The sequence below is a fragment of the Streptomyces sp. Ncost-T10-10d genome, from assembly GCF_900091955.1.
In the GTDB taxonomy this organism is placed as follows: Bacteria; Actinomycetota; Actinomycetes; order Streptomycetales; family Streptomycetaceae; genus Streptomyces.
Genome location: NZ_FMDF01000182.1, coordinates 45,951 through 62,579 on the forward strand (window position 1 = coordinate 45,951; position 16,629 = coordinate 62,579).

Consider the following 16,629-nt stretch of genomic DNA (forward strand, 5'->3'; position numbering starts at 1 on the left):
ACCTCCCCACCGCCGGTCGACGTCGCCGGAGGTGCCCCATGAGTGCAGAGGCCACCAACCCAGGTGCTCCCATCCGCAGACGGGGCCGTCCCCGGATCGATCTCCGCAGGCTCGGCCGCGTCGCGCTCGGCCCCGTCTCCCGCGACCGGCTGCCCGACGCGATCGGCCACGTCGCCGAGGCCCACCGCGCGCACCACCCGGATGCCGACCTCTCCATCCTGCACAGGGCCTACGTACTCGCGGAGTCCTCGCACCGTGGACAGATGCGCAAGAGCGGCGAGCCGTACATCACGCACCCGCTCGCCGTCACGCTGATCCTCGCCGAGCTCGGCGCCGAGACCACGACACTCACGGCCTCACTGCTCCACGACACCGTCGAGGACACCGAAGTGACCCTCGATCAGGTGCGGGAGCAATTCGGGAAAGAGGTCTGCTACCTCGTCGACGGCGTCACCAAACTCGAAAAGGTCGACTACGGAGCGGCGGCCGAACCCGAGACCTTCCGCAAGATGCTGGTCGCCACCGGGGACGACGTCCGGGTGATGTCGATCAAGCTCGCCGACCGGCTGCACAACATGCGAACCCTGGGCGTGATGCGTCCCGAGAAACAGGTCAGGATCGCCAAGGTCACCCGCGACGTGCTGATCCCGCTGGCCGAGCGGCTCGGCGTACAGGCCCTCAAGACCGAGCTGGAGGACCTCGTCTTCGCGATCCTCCGCCCCGAGGAGTACGAACAAACCCGCGCACTGATCGCCGCCGCGTCGGCGCAACCGGACGCCTCCGGCGCCGCGGCCACCCAGGACCCGCTCGCCGCCGTCGCCGAGAACGTCGCAGCGGTGCTGCGGGAGGCCGGCATCCTCGCAGAAGTCCTCATCAGGCCGCGCCACTACCTCTCCGTACACCGTGTCAGGATCAAACGCGGCGAACTGCGCGGCACCGACTTCGGCCGACTGCTGGTTCTCGTCGGCGAGGACGCCGACTGCTATGCCGTACTCGGTGAACTGCACACCTGTTTCACCCCGGTGATCTCCGAGTTCAAGGACTTCATCGCCGCACCCAAATTCAACCTCTACCAGTCACTGCACACCGCAGTCGTGGGCCCCGATGGGGCAGTCGCCGAAGTCCTCATCCGTACGCACCGGATGCACAAGGTCGCCGAGGCGGGCGTCATCGCCCTCGGCAATCCGTACGCCGCGGACAGCGGCTCCGCGCCGCAGTCCGCCGAACCCGCGGACGGAGAGCGCGCCGACCCGACCCGGCCCGGCTGGCTCTCCAGGCTCCTGGAATGGCAGCAGTCCGCCCCGGACCCCGACACCTTCTGGACCACACTCCGCGCCGACCTCGCCCAGGACCGGGAGATCACGGTCTTCCGCACCGACGGCGGCACGCTCGGACTGCCCGCCGGAGCCAGCTGCGTCGACGCCGCCTACGCGCAGTACGGGGACGAGGCGCACCGCTGCATCGGTGCCCGGGTCAACGGCCGGCTGGCCACCCTCGGCACCGTACTGAGCGACGGCGACACCGTGCAGCTGCTGCTCGCGGAGGACGCTGCCTCAGGCCCCTCGCCCGACTGGCTCGACCACGCCCGGACCCCAGCCGCCCGGATCGCCATCACCGGCTGGCTGGACGCCCACCCCGAGGATGCCCAGGGCCCGTACAACAGCAGGCCCGCGGAGCCCAGGCCCGAACCACAGCCCCAGGAAAACACCGACCCGGGGCACGCCAGGTCCGCGAGCCGCACCGCGAGCGCCGTGGCGGACCGACCGGATGCCACCGTACGACTCGCGGGCTGCTGCACCCCCGTACCACCCGATGCCGTCACCGGATTCGTCGTGCGCGGCGGCGCCGTCACCGTGCACCGGCCGGAGTGCCCCGAGGTGGCCCGGATGCAGTCCGTCGGCCGGGCGTCGGTCTCGGTGAGCTGGAGCGACGTGGCCGGGTGCCGGGTCACCCTGGTCGCCGAGTCCTTCGGACGGCCCCGGCTGCTCGCCGATCTCACCGAGGCGATCGCGACGGCGGACGCTGCGATCATCTCCGCCACCGTCGAACCACCCAGCGAACAGCGCGTTCGGCACACCTACACATTGCAGCTCCCCGATGCCGCCGGACTGCCCGCTCTGATGCGTGCGATGCGTGACGTACCCGGGGTGTACGACGTGAGCCGCGTCCAGCACCCCGCCGTCACCGTCTGACCCCGCCGCGCAGCGCCATCTGCCACAGCGATCTCGTTCGAGTGGCGTGGCGCGCGCCGCACCTGCCCAGGTGGGAGTCGCTGGTAGCGGTAGTTCATGCCGATCATCTCCCGCCGTCTGCGGGCCGCTCTGCTGGCCACCGCATCGGCCGCCCTCGTCGCCGCCGCCCTCCCCTCACCCGTACCGCTCGGAATCGGTGATCCACTCTTCCCGCGCCTCGGTAATCCCGGGTACGACGTCCTCTCGTACGACATCGGACTGACCTACCACGGCAGCAACAGCGAGCCGCTGGACGCCGTCACCACCATTGATGCGCGGACCACCGAGCCGCTGGACCGGATCAACCTCGACTTCGCCCAGGGCACTGTCCGCACGGTCGAAATCAATGGTCTGCGCGCCGACTTCGCCGCGGCGGACGAGGACCTGGTCATCCAGCCCCCCAGCCGACTCCCGGCCGGAGCGCCGCTGCACATCACCGTCCGGCACACCAGCGACCCGAACGGCGGCCAGGAAAGCGGCGGTTGGCTGCGCACCGCCGATGGTCTGGCCATGGCCAATCAGGCCGACGCCGCGCACCGGGTCTTCCCGAGCAACGACCACCCCGCCGACAAGGCGTACTTCACTTTCCGGATCACCGCGCCCAAGGACCTCACAGTGGTCGCCAACGGCCTGCCCGCAGGCACGGCCCGCAACGGTGCCGAGACCACCTGGACCTACCGGACCGAACACCCCATGGCCACCGAACTGGCCCAGGTCACCATCGGCCGTTCCACCGTCCTGAAACGGACCGGGCCGCACGGACTGCCGGTACGCGACGTGGTGCCGAGCGCCGACCAGAAGCGGTTGGAACCCTGGCTCAGCAAGACACCCGGTCAGCTGGAATGGATGGAACAGCAGGTCGGCCCCTACCCCTTCGAGACATACGGACTGCTGGTCGCCGCCACCGACACCGGCTTCGAGCTGGAGACCCAGACACTCTCGCTCTTCGAGCGGTCCGTGTTCACCCAGACCGCCTACCCCAAGTGGTATGTCGAATCGATCATGGTGCACGAGCTCGCCCACCAATGGTTCGGCGACAGCGTCTCCCCACAGGCGTGGTCCGATCTGTGGCTCAACGAGGGACATGCCAGCTGGTACGAGGCCCGCTACGCCGAGGAGCACGCCGACAAGCCACTGGAGAGCCGGATGCATGACGCCTACATCAGGTCCGACGGCTGGCGCGCCGCGGGCGGCCCCCGGCCCGCCCCGACGTCCCGGCACCCGGGCAGAAGCTCGGTCTGTTCCGGCCGGTCGTGTACGACGGCAGCGCACTGATCCTCTACGCGCTGCGCCAGGAGATCGGCGAGAGCGCATTCGACCGGCTGGAGCGGAGCTGGGTGAAGAAGCACCAGGACTCCAACGCCGCCACCGCGGACTTCGTCCGGCTGGCATCGCAGACCGCGGGCCGCGACCTGACCTCGTTCTTCGACGGCTGGCTGTACGGCGAGAAGACCCCGCCGATGCCGGGGCACCCGGACTGGCACAGTGCCAAGCCCGACGGACAGCGATAAACCCGGGTGACGGGCCCGGCGGACCATGCCACTATCGACGGGTCGCCGCGGGCGGCCGGACCGGATTCCCGACAGCGGGAATCATCGGGAGAGGTCACGCGTTGTGACTGATGTAACGGATTTCTATCGACGTAAGGATCCAATGACCTCCTCTTCTTCCCTTCCCCAGGACGCGCAGAGCGCTACGGAGAATGTGACCGAGAGCCTCACCGAGAGCCTTCGGGCCGACGCCCTGATGGAAGAGGACGTCGCCTGGAGCCACGAGATCGACGGAGAGCGGGACGGCGAGCAGTTCGACCGCTCCGAACGCGCCGCACTGCGGCGTGTGGCAGGACTCTCGACCGAGCTCGAGGACGTCACCGAGGTCGAGTACCGACAGCTGCGCCTGGAGCGTGTGGTGCTGGTCGGTGTCTGGACCTCGGGGACCGTGCAGGACGCGGAGAATTCCCTCGCGGAGCTGGCCGCACTCGCGGAGACGGCAGGCGCCATGGTGCTCGACGCCGTCTTCCAGCGCCGCGACAAGCCCGACCCGGCCACCTACATCGGCTCGGGCAAGGCGCTGGAGCTGCGCGACATCGTCCTCGAATCAGGGGCCGACACCGTCGTCTGCGACGGTGAACTCAGCCCCGGCCAGCTGATCCATCTGGAAGATGTCGTCAAGGTCAAGGTGGTCGACCGGACCGCTCTGATCCTCGACATCTTCGCCCAGCACGCCAAGTCCCGAGAGGGCAAGGCGCAGGTCTCGCTGGCACAGATGCAGTACATGCTGCCGCGGCTTCGCGGCTGGGGTCAGTCGCTCTCCCGTCAGATGGGCGGCGGCGGTTCCAGCGGCGGTGGCGGCATGGCAACCCGTGGTCCGGGTGAGACCAAGATCGAGACGGACCGACGTCGGATTCGCGAGAAGATGGCGAAGATGCGCCGGGAAATCGCGGAGATGAAGACCGGCCGCGAGATCAAGCGCCAGGAGCGCAAGCGCAACAAGGTGCCCTCGGTCGCCATCGCCGGCTACACCAATGCGGGCAAGTCCTCGTTGCTCAACCGGCTGACCGGTGCCGGCGTCCTGGTGGAGAACGCACTGTTCGCCACCCTGGACCCGACCGTGCGCCGGGCCGAGACGCCGAGCGGCCGGATCTACACCCTGGCCGACACGGTCGGGTTCGTACGGCATCTGCCGCACCACCTCGTCGAGGCTTTCCGCTCCACCATGGAGGAGGTCGGTGAATCCGATCTGATCCTGCATGTGGTGGACGGCTCCCACCCGGTGCCGGAGGAACAGCTCGCCGCGGTGCGCGAGGTGATCCGCGAAGTGGGTGCGGTGGACGTGCCCGAGGTCGTGGTGATCAACAAGGCGGATGCGGCCGATCCGCTGGTACTCCAGCGGCTGCTGCGCATCGAGAAGCATGCGATCGCCGTGTCGGCGCGTTCCGGCGCCGGTATCGACGAGCTGCTCGCACTCATCGACACCGAACTGCCTCGGCCCTCGGTCGAGATCGAGGCGCTCGTCCCGTACACCCAGGGCGGGCTCGTCTCCAGGGTGCACGCCGAGGGCGAGGTGATCTCCGAGGAGCACACATCGGAGGGCACCCTGGTCAAGGCGCGGGTGCATGAGGAACTGGCAGCTGTCCTGTCCTCGTTCGTCCCTGTGGCGCACTGACCGCGGCGCGGTACGGCTCAGAACGGACCGAAGGCCCGCTCCCTCGTCGGGAGCGGGCCTTCGGGCGTACGTGCGGCTGCTACTGGCTGCCGGACCTCTTGCTCATCGCGGTGAAGACGTCCTGAGCGCCCTTGCCCAGGTGGGGGCCGGCGAGCCAGCCCGAAGTCACCGGGCCGATGGAGGTGTTGGAGACCAGCGCGAGCTTGCCGTCACTGCCTTCGCTGAACCACCCACCGCCGGAGGAGCCACCGGTCATGGTGCAGCCGATGCGGTACATCGTCGGAGTGCTCGGGCTGACGGAGAGTCGGCCCGGGCGGTCGACGCATTTGTGCATGATCAGGCCGTTGTACGGCGGGGCGGCGGGGTAACCCCAGGCGCCCATCGCGCTGATCTTCGAGACCTCGGGGGCATCGAAGTCGACCGGCAGCGCGTTGCCCACGGTCTCCTCCAGGGACTTGCTGCCCTTCTCCGGCTTCACATGCAGTACCGCGTAGTCATAGGGGGCGCCTTCGCCCCCGGTGGGACCGCCATCGGCGAGCCATTCACCGGACGTCGTGGCCCAGTCGGCCCAGTAGGCACCGTACGGGGCGATCTCCTGCGGCTGCGCGTTCTCCAGTGCGGCGGCGGACTTGCCCCTGTCGTTGTACGCGGGCACGAAGACGATGTTGCGGTACCAGCCGCCCTTCGAACCGGCGTGCACACAGTGTCCAGCGGTCCACACCAGATTGGACCTGCCCGGGTTCTCCGGGTCCTTGACGACCGTGCCGGAACAGACCATGGCGCCCTCGGGGGAGTCGAAGAACACCTTGCCGACCGGGGCCGCGTAGTCGTGGTACGGAGTCTTCTCGCGCTCGGCCTCGACCGGGGCGGGCTCGGGGTCGGTGACGCCCTGGTCGCCGGAGAGGTCGCCGGCCGCCATGGTCTTTGCCGGGTCCTTGGCCGACTTCATCCGGTCGGGCTTCCACAACCCCTCGATGACCGGGTTGACGAAGTCCTTGGCCTCACGCAGCCACTTGTCCTTGTCCCAGTTCTTCCACTCGCCGTTCTTCCACTTCTCCGGGTCGACGCCATGCTTCTTCAGCGTGTCGGCCAGACCGTCGGACAGGGAGCCGGAGTCCTTGCCACCCGCGGAGTCGGCGGCGGCGGGTTTGTCGGCTGCGTTGTCCTCGCTCGGACCACAGGCCGTGGCCGTCAGCGCGAGCGCCGCGACGAGGCCGGTCGCGGCGAGCAGCGGACGTATGGATCGCATGGAAAGGATTCCCCCTGAAATCTCCGAGATTGCCATGAACTTGTCATGCGAAACGGTGGCCGGACCAACGGCCACCGACGATGCAGGCCCACCCTATGACGGTGTGGACCACGCCCCTGCCGCAGAGACGCAACCCGCGTGGAGTGCGGGCCACTCGGGGGCGTAGCGCGACGGCAAAGGCCCCGGCGGGCAGCAGCCGCGCCGGGGTCCCTGATGTACCGTCACCGTCACCCGGGCCCGGCCGGGTGACGGTCCGTCGTCACTGCCCTGCGTACTTCTTGCTGACCGACTCGTAGACGCCCTTGGCTTCCTTGCCGAAGCGCGGCCCGGCCAGCCAGCCGGCCGTCACCGGGCCGATGGAGGTGTTCGAGACGAGGGCGGGCTTGCCGTCCTGGCCCGCCGCGACCCAGCCACCACCGGAGGCACCGCCCGTCATGCTGCAGCCGATGCGGTACATCGTGGGGTCCTGCGCGGTCAGCGAGAGCCGACCCGGCTTGTCCGCGCACTGGAAGGCCTTCTGGCCGTCGTAGGGCGGAGCGGCCGGGAAGCCGGTGGCGGTCATGCTGTCGATGTTCGGTACGGCCGGGGCATTGAACTCGACAGGCAGCGCGGAACCGACCGTTTCCTCCAGGGACTTACCCGTCGAGCCCTTCTCCGGCGTGACGTGCAGCACTGCGAAGTCGTACGGGGCGCCCTGCCCGCCGATCGAGGAACCCTGGGAGATCCACTGGTCGGACGTCTGTGCCCACTGGCCCCACCACACGCCGTAGGGCGCGATCTCCTGCTTGGCCGCCTTCTGCAGTTCGGCCGTCGACAGACCGCTGTTGTTGTACGACGGCACGAAGGCGATGTTGCGGTACCAGCCGCCCTTCTTGCCCGCGTGCACACAGTGCCCCGCGGTCCACACCAGGTTGGACTTCCCGGGGTGCGCCGGGTCCTTCACCACGGTCGCGGAGCAGACCATGGAGCCCTCGGGGCTGTCGAAGAGCAGCTTCCCGGACTCCGCGGCATTGGCGTGGTACGGCGTTCGGACACCAGCGGCCCGGACCGGCACGGGCGTCGGGTCCGTCACACCGACGTCACCCGAGATGTCATTGGCGACCGGCTTCTCCGGCGACTTGTCGGCATCCCGCATTCGGTCCGGGTCCCAGAGGCCCTCGATGATCGGGTTGACGAAGTCCTTGGCCTCGCGCAGCCACTTGTCCTTGTCCCAGTTCTTCCACTCGCCGTTCTTCCACTGGTCGAGGTCGATCCCGTGTTCCTTGAGCCGGTCCTTCAGATCGTCCGGAATGGTGATCTTGCCGTCCGAGGACTGGCCGGCGGAACTGCTCGGCTTGTCACTGGCGTTGTCCTCGCCCGGACCGCATGCGGTGGCGGTGAGCGCAAGGACCGCTGTGACCGCGGCCACGGCGAGCACCGAGGAACGCGTGCGACGTGCGCTCCCCTGACGTGCGGTGAGAGCCGGTCGAATGAGTCGCATGTGGTGATCCCCCTGGGACTTCGTAACTCAACACTTCTGTACTGCACTTCGGTACTGCTCCGAGCCACCGGCTCCGAACGACCGGCGGACTCCCGGAAATCTGCCCGAGCCCTCCGTGCGGCCCCCACTATGCCGGTGCCGATGGGGACGGTACGCAGCAGGGCCACGGTTCCGCCCCGCAAGGATCTTCGGATTTACCCGTGATCCCCTGCGTTCTGCGTCGTTGGTACGGGCGAGGGACTCGAGGACAGCGTTCATCCCCGCAGTCCGTCCGTGCGCCTACGTACTGACGTGCAACGCAACTGTTACAGCGGGAGGACCAACAGCCGTGGCCGTGACCGAACCAGCCCCGGTGGCAGCACCGGCGGTGCACGAGGGGATCCTGCGCCGTCAGTCGCTGCGCGAATCCGCCGCCCGTACCTATGCGCGTTCACTGCCGATCGTGCCGGTGCGCGCCCGCGGGATGACCATCGAAGGCGCGGACGGGCGGCGATACCTCGACTGTCTCTCCGGAGCCGGCACCCTGGCGCTCGGGCACAACCACCCGGTGGTTCTGGAAGCGATCAGGAAGGTGATCGACTCGGGCGCACCACTGCATGTGCTCGACCTCGCCACCCCCGTAAAGGACGCCTTCACCACGGAGCTGTTCGCCACCCTGCCGCGGCAGTTCGCCGACAACGCCCGGATCCAGTTCTGCGGACCAGCCGGTACGGACGCCGTCGAGGCGGCGTTCAAACTGGTCCGTGCCGCGACCGGCCGCAGCGGACTCCTCGCCTTCACCGGTGCCTACCACGGGATGACGGCAGGAGCGCTTGCCGCCTCGGGCGGTGCCGAGGACGTACGGGTGACGCGTCTGCCGTTCCCGCAGAACTACCGTTGCCCCTTCGGCGTCGGGGGCGAGCGCGGCGCGGAGATCGCCGCCCGGTGGACCGAGAACCTCCTTGACGATCCCAAGGGAGGCGCGCCCGCGCCGGCCGGGATGATCCTCGAACCGGTGCAGGGGGAGGGCGGTGTGAACCCCGCCCCCGACAGCTGGATGCGCCGGATGCGCGAGATCACCGAGACCCGGTCCGTCCCCCTGATCGCCGACGAGGTCCAGACGGGCGTCGGCCGCACCGGTGCCTTCTGGGCGGTCGAGCACAGCGGGATCGTGCCCGACGTGATGGTGCTCTCCAAGGCCATCGGCGGATCCCTCCCGCTCGCCGTGATCGTCTACCGCTCCGAACTCGACACCTGGCAGCCGGGCGCCCACGCCGGCACCTTCCGGGGCAACCAGCTGGCGATGGCGGCTGGTACGGCCACGCTCGCCTTCGTGCGGGAGAACCATCTCGCCGAGCGGGCCGCGACGCTCGGCGCGCGGATCGTCGCCCGCCTCCAGGCGCTGGCCACGGACCACCCGACCATCGGGGACGTCCGCGGACGGGGTCTGATGATCGGCGTGGAACTCGTCGACCCCGAGGCCACCGCGCCGGGCGACAGCCCCGAGCCGCCCCCCGCCCCGGCCCTCGCCCAGGCCGTCCAGCAGGAGTGTCTGCGCCGCGGGCTCATCGTCGAACTCGGCGGACGCCACTCCACCGTCGTACGCCTCCTCCCACCCCTCACTCTCACCGACGAACAGGCAACAGCGGTCGTGGACCGCCTCGCCGACGCCCTGGCAGCCGCCGAGCGCCTGCCGCACCGCCGGACCACGACCGGGCCGCTCCGCTGACCCCGGACACCATCACAGGAAAGACCGCCGTGAACCCCACCCCCGCACCCCAGGCCGATGGCCCTCCCCCCACCCAGCAGCGAGGACAGGCCGGACTGACCGGCAACCTCGTCGCCGAGCAGACCACCGTGCCCCGTCAGATGGCGGCACCGCACGACGAGCGGTACGCCCCGAAAGCCACGATCATCTGCGCGGCACCGGCCGACCTCCTCGACCATCCGGACCCGCTGAGGGCCGCCGACACGGCGGGTGTCGAGAATCTGCTCCGCTGCTGGGTCCGGGAGTGCGACCTGCCCCGGCCGGCCGGGGAAACGCTTCGAATCCCGCTCCCCGCCAGCGGAACCGCTCTGCTCGTCCCCGTCCTCTACTGGTCCGCCACGGGCTGGCACCGCTTCGGCATGCCTGCCCTGGAGGGGGCACCCGAAGGAGCACCGCCCACCGACGCCGTCACGGTCGCCGCTCTCCTGGGCCGTGAGGCCGACCGCCATGAAGGCGCCGACATGGTGGCCCGGGTCGCCGACTCCGTACAGCGGACGGCCGGCTTCATCGCCGAGCGGCGCCGCACTCCCGGCGCCCCGGCCGAAGCGGACCTCTTCCTCACCGCCGAGCAGTCACTTCTCCTCGGACATCCGCTCCACCCCACCCCCAAGAGCCGTGAAGGCCTCTCTGACTCCGAATCCCGCCTCTACTCGCCCGAGTTGCACGGCTCCTTCCCGCTGCACTGGATGGCTGTCGACCGGTCCGTGCTGGCCACCGACTCCGCCTGGACCGACGGAGGCCGTCCCGTATCGGCCACGGAACTGATCACCTCCCATGCCGAAGGACTGCGACTCCCCGACAACACCACACCGATTCCGCTCCACCCGTGGCAGGCCCGCGAACTCGGACACCGGTCCGCGGCCGCCGCCCTGCTCGACGCCGGACTCCTGCACGACCTCGGACCGCACGGGAAGCACTGGTACCCCACCTCATCCGTCCGTACCGTGCATCGGCCCGGTGCGGAGCTCATGCTCAAGCTCTCCCTCGGCGTTCGCATCACCAACTCCCGTCGAGAGAATCTCCGCAAGGAACTCCACCGCGGAGTGGAGGTCCACCGGCTGCTCCGCAGCGGACTCGCCGCGCAGTGGCACGCCGTCCACCCGGGTTTCGACATCGTCCGCGACCCCGCCTGGCTCGCCGTCGACGGCCCGGACGGCGAGCCTGTCGCAGGCCTCGACGTGATGCTGCGGCACAACCCGTTCGGTCCGTACGACGACGCGGTCTGCATCGCCGCGCTCACCGCCCCGCGCCCCTGGCCGGGCCGGACGGGTATGCACTCACGCCTGGCCGAGATCGTGATCTCCCTGGCCGCTGCCACCGGAAGAGCCGTAGGTGCCGTCGCCACCGAGTGGTTCCTGCGCTACCTCGACCGCGTCGTACGCCCCGTGCTCTGGCTCGATGCCCACGCAGGCGTGGCCCTCGAAGCCCACCAGCAGAACACCCTGGTGCTGCTCGATCCCCACGGCTGGCCCGTCGGCGGCCGATACCGCGACAACCAGGGCTACTACTTCCGCGACTCCCACCGTGCGGCACTGGAGCACCGGCTCCCAGGCATCGGATCGGTCAGCGACACCTTCGTCTCCGACACGGTCACCGACGAGCGCTTTGCCTACTACCTCGGCATCAACAATGTGTTCGGCCTCATCGGAGCCTTCGGTGCCCAGCACCTCGCCGGCGAACACGTGCTCATCGCCGCGTTCCGTCGATTCCTCGGCTCGGCCGCCGCACTGGGCTCCCCGCTGCCCGCACATCTGCTGGAAAGCTCCCACCTGCGGTGCAAGGCCAATCTGCTGACCCGACTGCACGGCCTCGACGAACTCGTCGGTCCTGTCGACACCCAGTCCGTCTACGTCACCATTGCCAACCCCCTGTGTGCCTGAGGGACTATGACCACCGCCTGAACCGCCGAGAGGAGAGCGACACCGTGGCTCCCGCCGATGCGCACACCGACGCCGGTACCGGTCCTGCCCCACGGGCCGACACAGGCGCCGAGGACACCCTGGACCTGCCGCTCTCCGAAGAACTCCTGGCCCTCTTCGGCGAGGGCGCACCCGCCACCGAGACACGCACCCAGCCGCCGAACGCGTCCGTGTCATCCGAACCGGACGACACGGACCCGGTCAGAGGCACGCAGGTGGCCACGAGCAGGCCGGCTGTCCCGGATCTGCTCGACCACCCTGCCGACTGGGGACCGGTCACCACCCCGGCCGGAGTGTTCCAACTCGTCCCCGTGCGACTGGAACGCGATCTCGCAGTGATCAGCCGCTGGATGAACGACCCCGCAGTCGCCGCATTCTGGGAACTCGCCGGATCCGAATCCGTCACAGCCGACCATCTGCGCCCTCAACTCGACGGTGACGGACGCAGCGTCCCGTGCCTCGGCGTGCTGGCAGGCGTTCCCATGAGCTACTGGGAGATCTACCGCGCGGATCTCGATCCGCTGGCGCGTCACTACCCCGCTCGACCGCACGACACCGGAATCCACCTCCTCATCGGCGGTGTGAACAACCGCGGACGCGGGGTCGGTACCACCCTGCTCCGGGCCGTCTCCGACCTCGTACTCGACAACCGTCCCCTGTGCGCACGTGTTGTGGCGGAGCCCGACCTGCGTAATACCCCTTCCGTTTCCGCTTTCCTCAGCGCAGGCTTCCGCTTCTCCGCAGAAGTCGAACTCCCCGACAAAAGAGCCGCCCTGATGGTCCGCGACCGAACCCACCGTGCCCAGCTGTGAACGATCTGCTGCTTTGCATACACCGCTCGAACCCCATCGGTTTCATCCCGAGGAGTCCCCGTGCCGAAATATCCTGCGAGCCATGATTCAGCGGAGTCTGCCGACCTGCTCAGCACGCCAGAACTGAGCCGGACGGTCTGGGACGGAGCCGCTGCCCGACTGCTCGCGAAGATGCTCGGTCAATTCGCCTACGAGGAAATCATCGAGCCGGTCCGGCAGGCCGACGGAGGCGATACGTACACCCTCGGGCTCGATGACGGTGGAACCCTGAGCTTCAGCGCCCGGCGGGGCGCGTACGGCAGTTGGCACATCGCCCCCGATTCGGTTCTGGAGACGTGCGGGAGTGCCCGGGAGTCGCCGGCGGACCCGATGCGGGACAACGGCCGGGGCGCGCCTGCCGAGCCACTGCGGGACCGGAACACCGACACCGTCCCCTTCCGCGACCCGCTGCAGTTCCTTGCCCGCGCCCGCCACAGCCTCGGGATCGACGGCGCCACCCTCGGCCACCTCATCCGCGAGATCACCACCACCCTCGCCGCCGACGCCCGGCTCGACCACACCGCGCTCTCCGTCGACCGGCTGGCCGATCTCGACTACGCCGAGCTGGAAGGGCACCAGACAGGACACCCCTGGCTCGTTGCCAACAAGGGACGCCTCGGCTTCTCCGCCACCGACGCCTCCCGTTACACACCGGAGGCCCGCACGCCGGTCAGGCTGCCATGGATCGCCGTCTCCACCAGGATCGCGGCCTACCGCGGAGTGGCCGGCCTGGCCACACCCGAGCAGCTGTACGTGCAGGAACTGGACCCGTCGGTCCGTGACTCCTTCGCCGCCGTGCTCCGCGCCCGCGGCCTCGATCCCGGCAGCTATCTGTGTCTTCCCGTGCACCCCTGGCAGTGGGACGAATGGATCGTTCCGGTCTTTGCCCCGGCCATCTCCGCGGGCGACATCGTGCCGCTCCACACCGATGCCGATCTCCGACTGCCTCAGCAGTCCATCCGCACGTTCACCAACATGGCCCGCCCCGACCGGCACACCGTCAAACTGCCCCTGTCGATCCTCAACACGCTGGTCTGGCGAGGACTGCCGACCGAACGCACCCTCGCGGCCCCCGCCGTCACCACCTGGGTCCAGGGCCTGCGTGACCGGGACGCCTTTCTGCGCGACACCTGCCAGGTCATCCTGCTGGGCGAGGTGGCCTCCGTGACCGTCGAGCATCCGCTCTACGACCACCTCCCGGAGACGCCGTACCAGTTCAAGGAGATCCTCGGCGCGATCTGGCGAGAACCCCTCCAGCCCCGGCTCGCTCCGGGCGAACGGGCCCGGACCCTCGCCTCGCTGCTCCACACCGATCCACACGGCCGCGCCTTCACGGCCGAGCTCGTCGCCCGCTCAGGGCTCAAGCCCACCGCCTGGCTGACCCGGCTCTTCGCCGCGCTGCTCCCGCCGCTGCTGCACTTCCTCTACCGCTACGGCACCGTGTTCTCCCCGCACGGCGAGAACACGATCGTCGTCTTCGACAACCAGGACGTACCGGTGCGTCTGGCGATCAAGGACTTCGTGGACGATGTGAACATCAGTGCCCAGCCGCTGCCGGAGCATGAGTTCATGCCACAGGATGTACGCCGCATCCTGCTCACCGAGGAGCCCTCCTTCCTCATCCAGTTCATCCACTCCGGACTGTTCATCGGTGTCTTTCGCTTTCTGTCCCCGCTGTGCGAGGAACAGCTCGGAGTTCCGGAGGACGATTTCTGGTCACTCGTGCGGGCCGAGATCCTGCGGCACCACGCCCGCTTCCCCGAGCTCAAGGAGCGATTCGAGATGTTCGACATGCTGACGCCCCGCATCGAACGTCTCTGTCTGAACCGCAACCGCCTGCACGTGGACGGTTACCGGGACCGCCCCCGTCGCCCGCACGCCGCCATTCACGGGACCGTTCCCAACCCGCTCCACCCCTCCGTCCGAGTCCGGGAGTGATCGCCGTTGTCAGTGGTGCCCCGTAGGCTGGTCGAGCTATGACAAAGCCATCCCTCCCCGAGCTCCTCCACGCCGCCGTGACCGCCGTCGGCGGTACGGAACGGCCCGGCCAGGCCGCCATGGCCGAAGCCGTCGCCGAGGCTGTCGACGACAATGCCCATCTGCTCGTCCAGGCCGGCACCGGCACGGGCAAATCCCTCGGCTACCTGGTGCCCGCGCTGGCGCACGGGGAGCGCGTCGTGGTGGCGACGGCGACCTTGGCACTGCAGCGTCAGCTCGTGGAGCGCGACCTTCCGCGCACGGTCGACGCCCTGCATCCGTTGCTGCGGCGCCGCCCCCAGTTCGCCATGCTCAAGGGCCGCTCGAACTACCTCTGCCTGCACCGGCTCCATGAAGGAGTGCCCCAGGACGAGGAGGAGGGGCTCTTCGATCAGTTCGAGGCAGCGGCCCCGTCGAGCAAGCTCGGTCAGGATCTGCTGAGACTGCGGGACTGGTCGGACGAGACCGAGACCGGCGATCGCGACGACCTCACCCCGGGCGTATCCGATCGCGCCTGGGCGCAGGTCTCCATCTCCTCCCGCGAATGCCTGGGCGCCGGCAAGTGTGCGTACGGCGCGGAGTGCTTCGCGGAGCAGGCCCGTGAGCGTGCCAAGCTCGCCGATGTCGTCGTCACCAATCACGCCCTCCTCGCCATCGATGCCATCGAGGGTGCCCCCGTGCTTCCGCAGCATGAGGTACTGATCGTCGACGAGGCCCATGAGCTGGTCTCCAGGGTCACCGGAGTGGCCACCGGCGAGCTCACCCCCGGCCAGGTCAACCGCGCAGTGCGCCGAGCGGCGAAGCTGGTCAACGAGAAGGCCGCTGACGCCCTGCAGACCGCGGCGGAGGGCTTCGAGCGAGTGATGGAGTTGGCGCTCCCCGGTCGCCTGGAAGAGGTCCCCGAGGACCTCGGCTACGCGCTGCTGGCGCTTCGTGACGCCGCGCGTACGGTGATCTCGGCCCTCGGCGCCACCCGGGACAAGTCCGTCCAGGACGAGGACGCCGTCCGTAAGCAGGCACTCGCATCGGTGGAGACGATTCACGGCGTCGCCGAGCGCATCACCCAGGGCTCGGAGTACGACGTCGTCTGGTACGAGCGGCATGACCGCTTCGGCGCCTCCGTGCGGGTCGCCCCGCTCTCCGTGTCCGGACTTCTGCGCGAGAAGCTCTTCGCCGAGCGGTCCGTCGTCCTCACCTCGGCCACGCTCAAGCTCGGCGGGGATTTCAACGGGGTGGGGGCGTCGCTCGGACTCGCTCCCGAAGGCACTGCGGGTGACGACATTCCGCAGTGGAAGGGGCTCGACGTCGGGTCGCCGTTCGACTACCCGAAGCAGGGAATCCTGTACGTCGCCAGGCATCTGGCCACGCCCGGTCGGGAGGGTTCTCGCACCGACATGCTGGATGAACTCGCCGAACTGGTGGAGGCGGCGGGCGGGCGCACCCTGGGGCTGTTCTCGTCCATGCGGGCGGCCCAGGCCGCCGCCGAGGAACTGCGCGGCCGGCTCGACAAGCCGATCCTGCTGCAGGGCGAGGAGACCCTTGGAGAGCTCATCAAGAACTTCGCAGCCGATCCCGAGACCTGCCTCTTCGGCACGCTGTCGCTCTGGCAGGGCGTGGATGTGCCCGGGGCCAGCTGCCAGCTGGTGGTCATGGACAGGATTCCGTTCCCGCGTCCCGACGACCCCCTGATGAGCGCACGCCAGAAGGCGGTCGAGGAGGCCGGAGGCAATGGGTTCATGGCCGTCGCGGCGACGCATGCCGCGCTGCTGATGGCTCAGGGCGCCGGCCGGCTCGTACGGGCCACGGGCGACAAGGGTGTGGTCGCGGTGCTCGATCCGCGGCTGGCCAACGCCCGGTACGGCAGCTATCTGCGCGCCTCGCTGCCCGATTTCTGGTACACCACCGACCGCAATCAGGCGCGCCGCTCACTCGCGGCTATCGATGCGGCAGCCAAGGCCAACGACCAGTAGCCCGCCCCGGGTGCCCGGCGGCACAGGCAGGGCCCCGGGA

The 16,629-nt window shown here is 69.2% G+C and carries 9 protein-coding genes and 1 pseudogene; 8 read left to right on the forward strand and 2 right to left on the reverse strand.

Going from position 1 to position 16,629, the window contains the following annotated elements:
* The first annotated feature begins 38 nt into the window (after positions 1 to 38).
* The 3 genes and pseudogenes from GA0115254_RS32780 (at position 39) to hflX (ending at position 5,396) form a co-directional block, all read left to right on the forward strand.
* Positions 39 to 2,192, forward strand: a complete 2,154-nt coding sequence (locus tag GA0115254_RS32780; protein ID WP_093898903.1) for a RelA/SpoT family protein — start codon at positions 39 to 41, stop codon at positions 2,190 to 2,192.
* A gap of 96 nt (positions 2,193 to 2,288) precedes the next feature.
* Positions 2,289 to 3,742: pseudogene (locus tag GA0115254_RS32785) on the forward strand (M1 family metallopeptidase).
* 142 nt (positions 3,743 to 3,884) lie between these two features.
* Positions 3,885 to 5,396 (forward strand): GTPase HflX, encoded by a 1,512-nt coding sequence (gene hflX, locus GA0115254_RS32790; RefSeq protein WP_093898904.1) that lies wholly within the window; start codon positions 3,885 to 3,887, stop codon positions 5,394 to 5,396.
* A gap of 79 nt (positions 5,397 to 5,475) precedes the next feature.
* Here the strand turns inward: hflX and GA0115254_RS32795 are convergent, their stop codons facing one another.
* Together GA0115254_RS32795 and GA0115254_RS32800 are read right to left on the reverse strand one after the other, a co-directional pair.
* A complete protein-coding gene (locus tag GA0115254_RS32795; RefSeq protein ID WP_093898905.1) occupies positions 5,476 to 6,645 on the reverse strand; it encodes a trypsin-like serine peptidase in 1,170 nt (389 codons plus the stop codon).
* 259 nt (positions 6,646 to 6,904) lie between these two features.
* Positions 6,905 to 8,125, reverse strand: a complete 1,221-nt coding sequence (locus GA0115254_RS32800; protein WP_093898906.1) for a trypsin-like serine peptidase — start codon at positions 8,123 to 8,125, stop codon at positions 6,905 to 6,907.
* 328 nt (positions 8,126 to 8,453) lie between these two features.
* On the opposite strand from GA0115254_RS32800, the gene GA0115254_RS32805 reads away from it, so the two are divergent.
* The 5 genes from GA0115254_RS32805 to GA0115254_RS32825 are packed head-to-tail and all read left to right on the forward strand — an operon-like array spanning position 8,454 to position 16,589.
* Positions 8,454 to 9,833: a diaminobutyrate--2-oxoglutarate transaminase family protein gene (locus GA0115254_RS32805; protein WP_093898907.1), complete on the forward strand. Its 1,380-nt coding sequence runs from the start codon at positions 8,454 to 8,456 to the stop codon at positions 9,831 to 9,833.
* A 29-nt stretch (positions 9,834 to 9,862) separates the two neighbouring features.
* Positions 9,863 to 11,752: an IucA/IucC family protein gene (locus tag GA0115254_RS32810; protein WP_093898908.1), complete on the forward strand. Its 1,890-nt coding sequence runs from the start codon at positions 9,863 to 9,865 to the stop codon at positions 11,750 to 11,752.
* 44 nt (positions 11,753 to 11,796) lie between these two features.
* Positions 11,797 to 12,603, forward strand: coding sequence for a GNAT family N-acetyltransferase (locus GA0115254_RS32815; protein ID WP_093898909.1), 807 nt, complete (start codon positions 11,797 to 11,799; stop codon positions 12,601 to 12,603).
* A gap of 60 nt (positions 12,604 to 12,663) precedes the next feature.
* Complete coding sequence (locus tag GA0115254_RS32820; RefSeq protein WP_093898910.1) at positions 12,664 to 14,580, forward strand: IucA/IucC family protein; 1,917 nt, start codon at positions 12,664 to 12,666, stop codon at positions 14,578 to 14,580.
* 38 nt (positions 14,581 to 14,618) lie between these two features.
* On the forward strand, positions 14,619 to 16,589 hold the full coding sequence (locus GA0115254_RS32825) for an ATP-dependent DNA helicase (RefSeq protein ID WP_093898911.1): 1,971 nt from the start codon (positions 14,619 to 14,621) through the stop codon (positions 16,587 to 16,589).
* The last annotated feature ends 40 nt before the right edge of the window (positions 16,590 to 16,629 follow it).

Excerpts from the sequence above, each read along its gene's own strand:
- GA0115254_RS32780 (WP_093898903.1), top strand. The coding sequence starts at position 39 with ATGAGTGCAGAGGCCACCAACCCAGGTGCTCCCATCCGCAGACGGGGC.
- hflX (WP_093898904.1), top strand. The coding sequence starts at position 3,885 with ATGACCTCCTCTTCTTCCCTTCCCCAGGACGCGCAGAGCGCTACGGAG.
- GA0115254_RS32795 (WP_093898905.1), bottom strand. The coding sequence starts at position 6,645 with ATGCGATCCATACGTCCGCTGCTCGCCGCGACCGGCCTCGTCGCGGCG.
- GA0115254_RS32800 (WP_093898906.1), bottom strand. The coding sequence starts at position 8,125 with ATGCGACTCATTCGACCGGCTCTCACCGCACGTCAGGGGAGCGCACGT.
- GA0115254_RS32825 (WP_093898911.1), top strand. The coding sequence starts at position 14,619 with ATGACAAAGCCATCCCTCCCCGAGCTCCTCCACGCCGCCGTGACCGCC.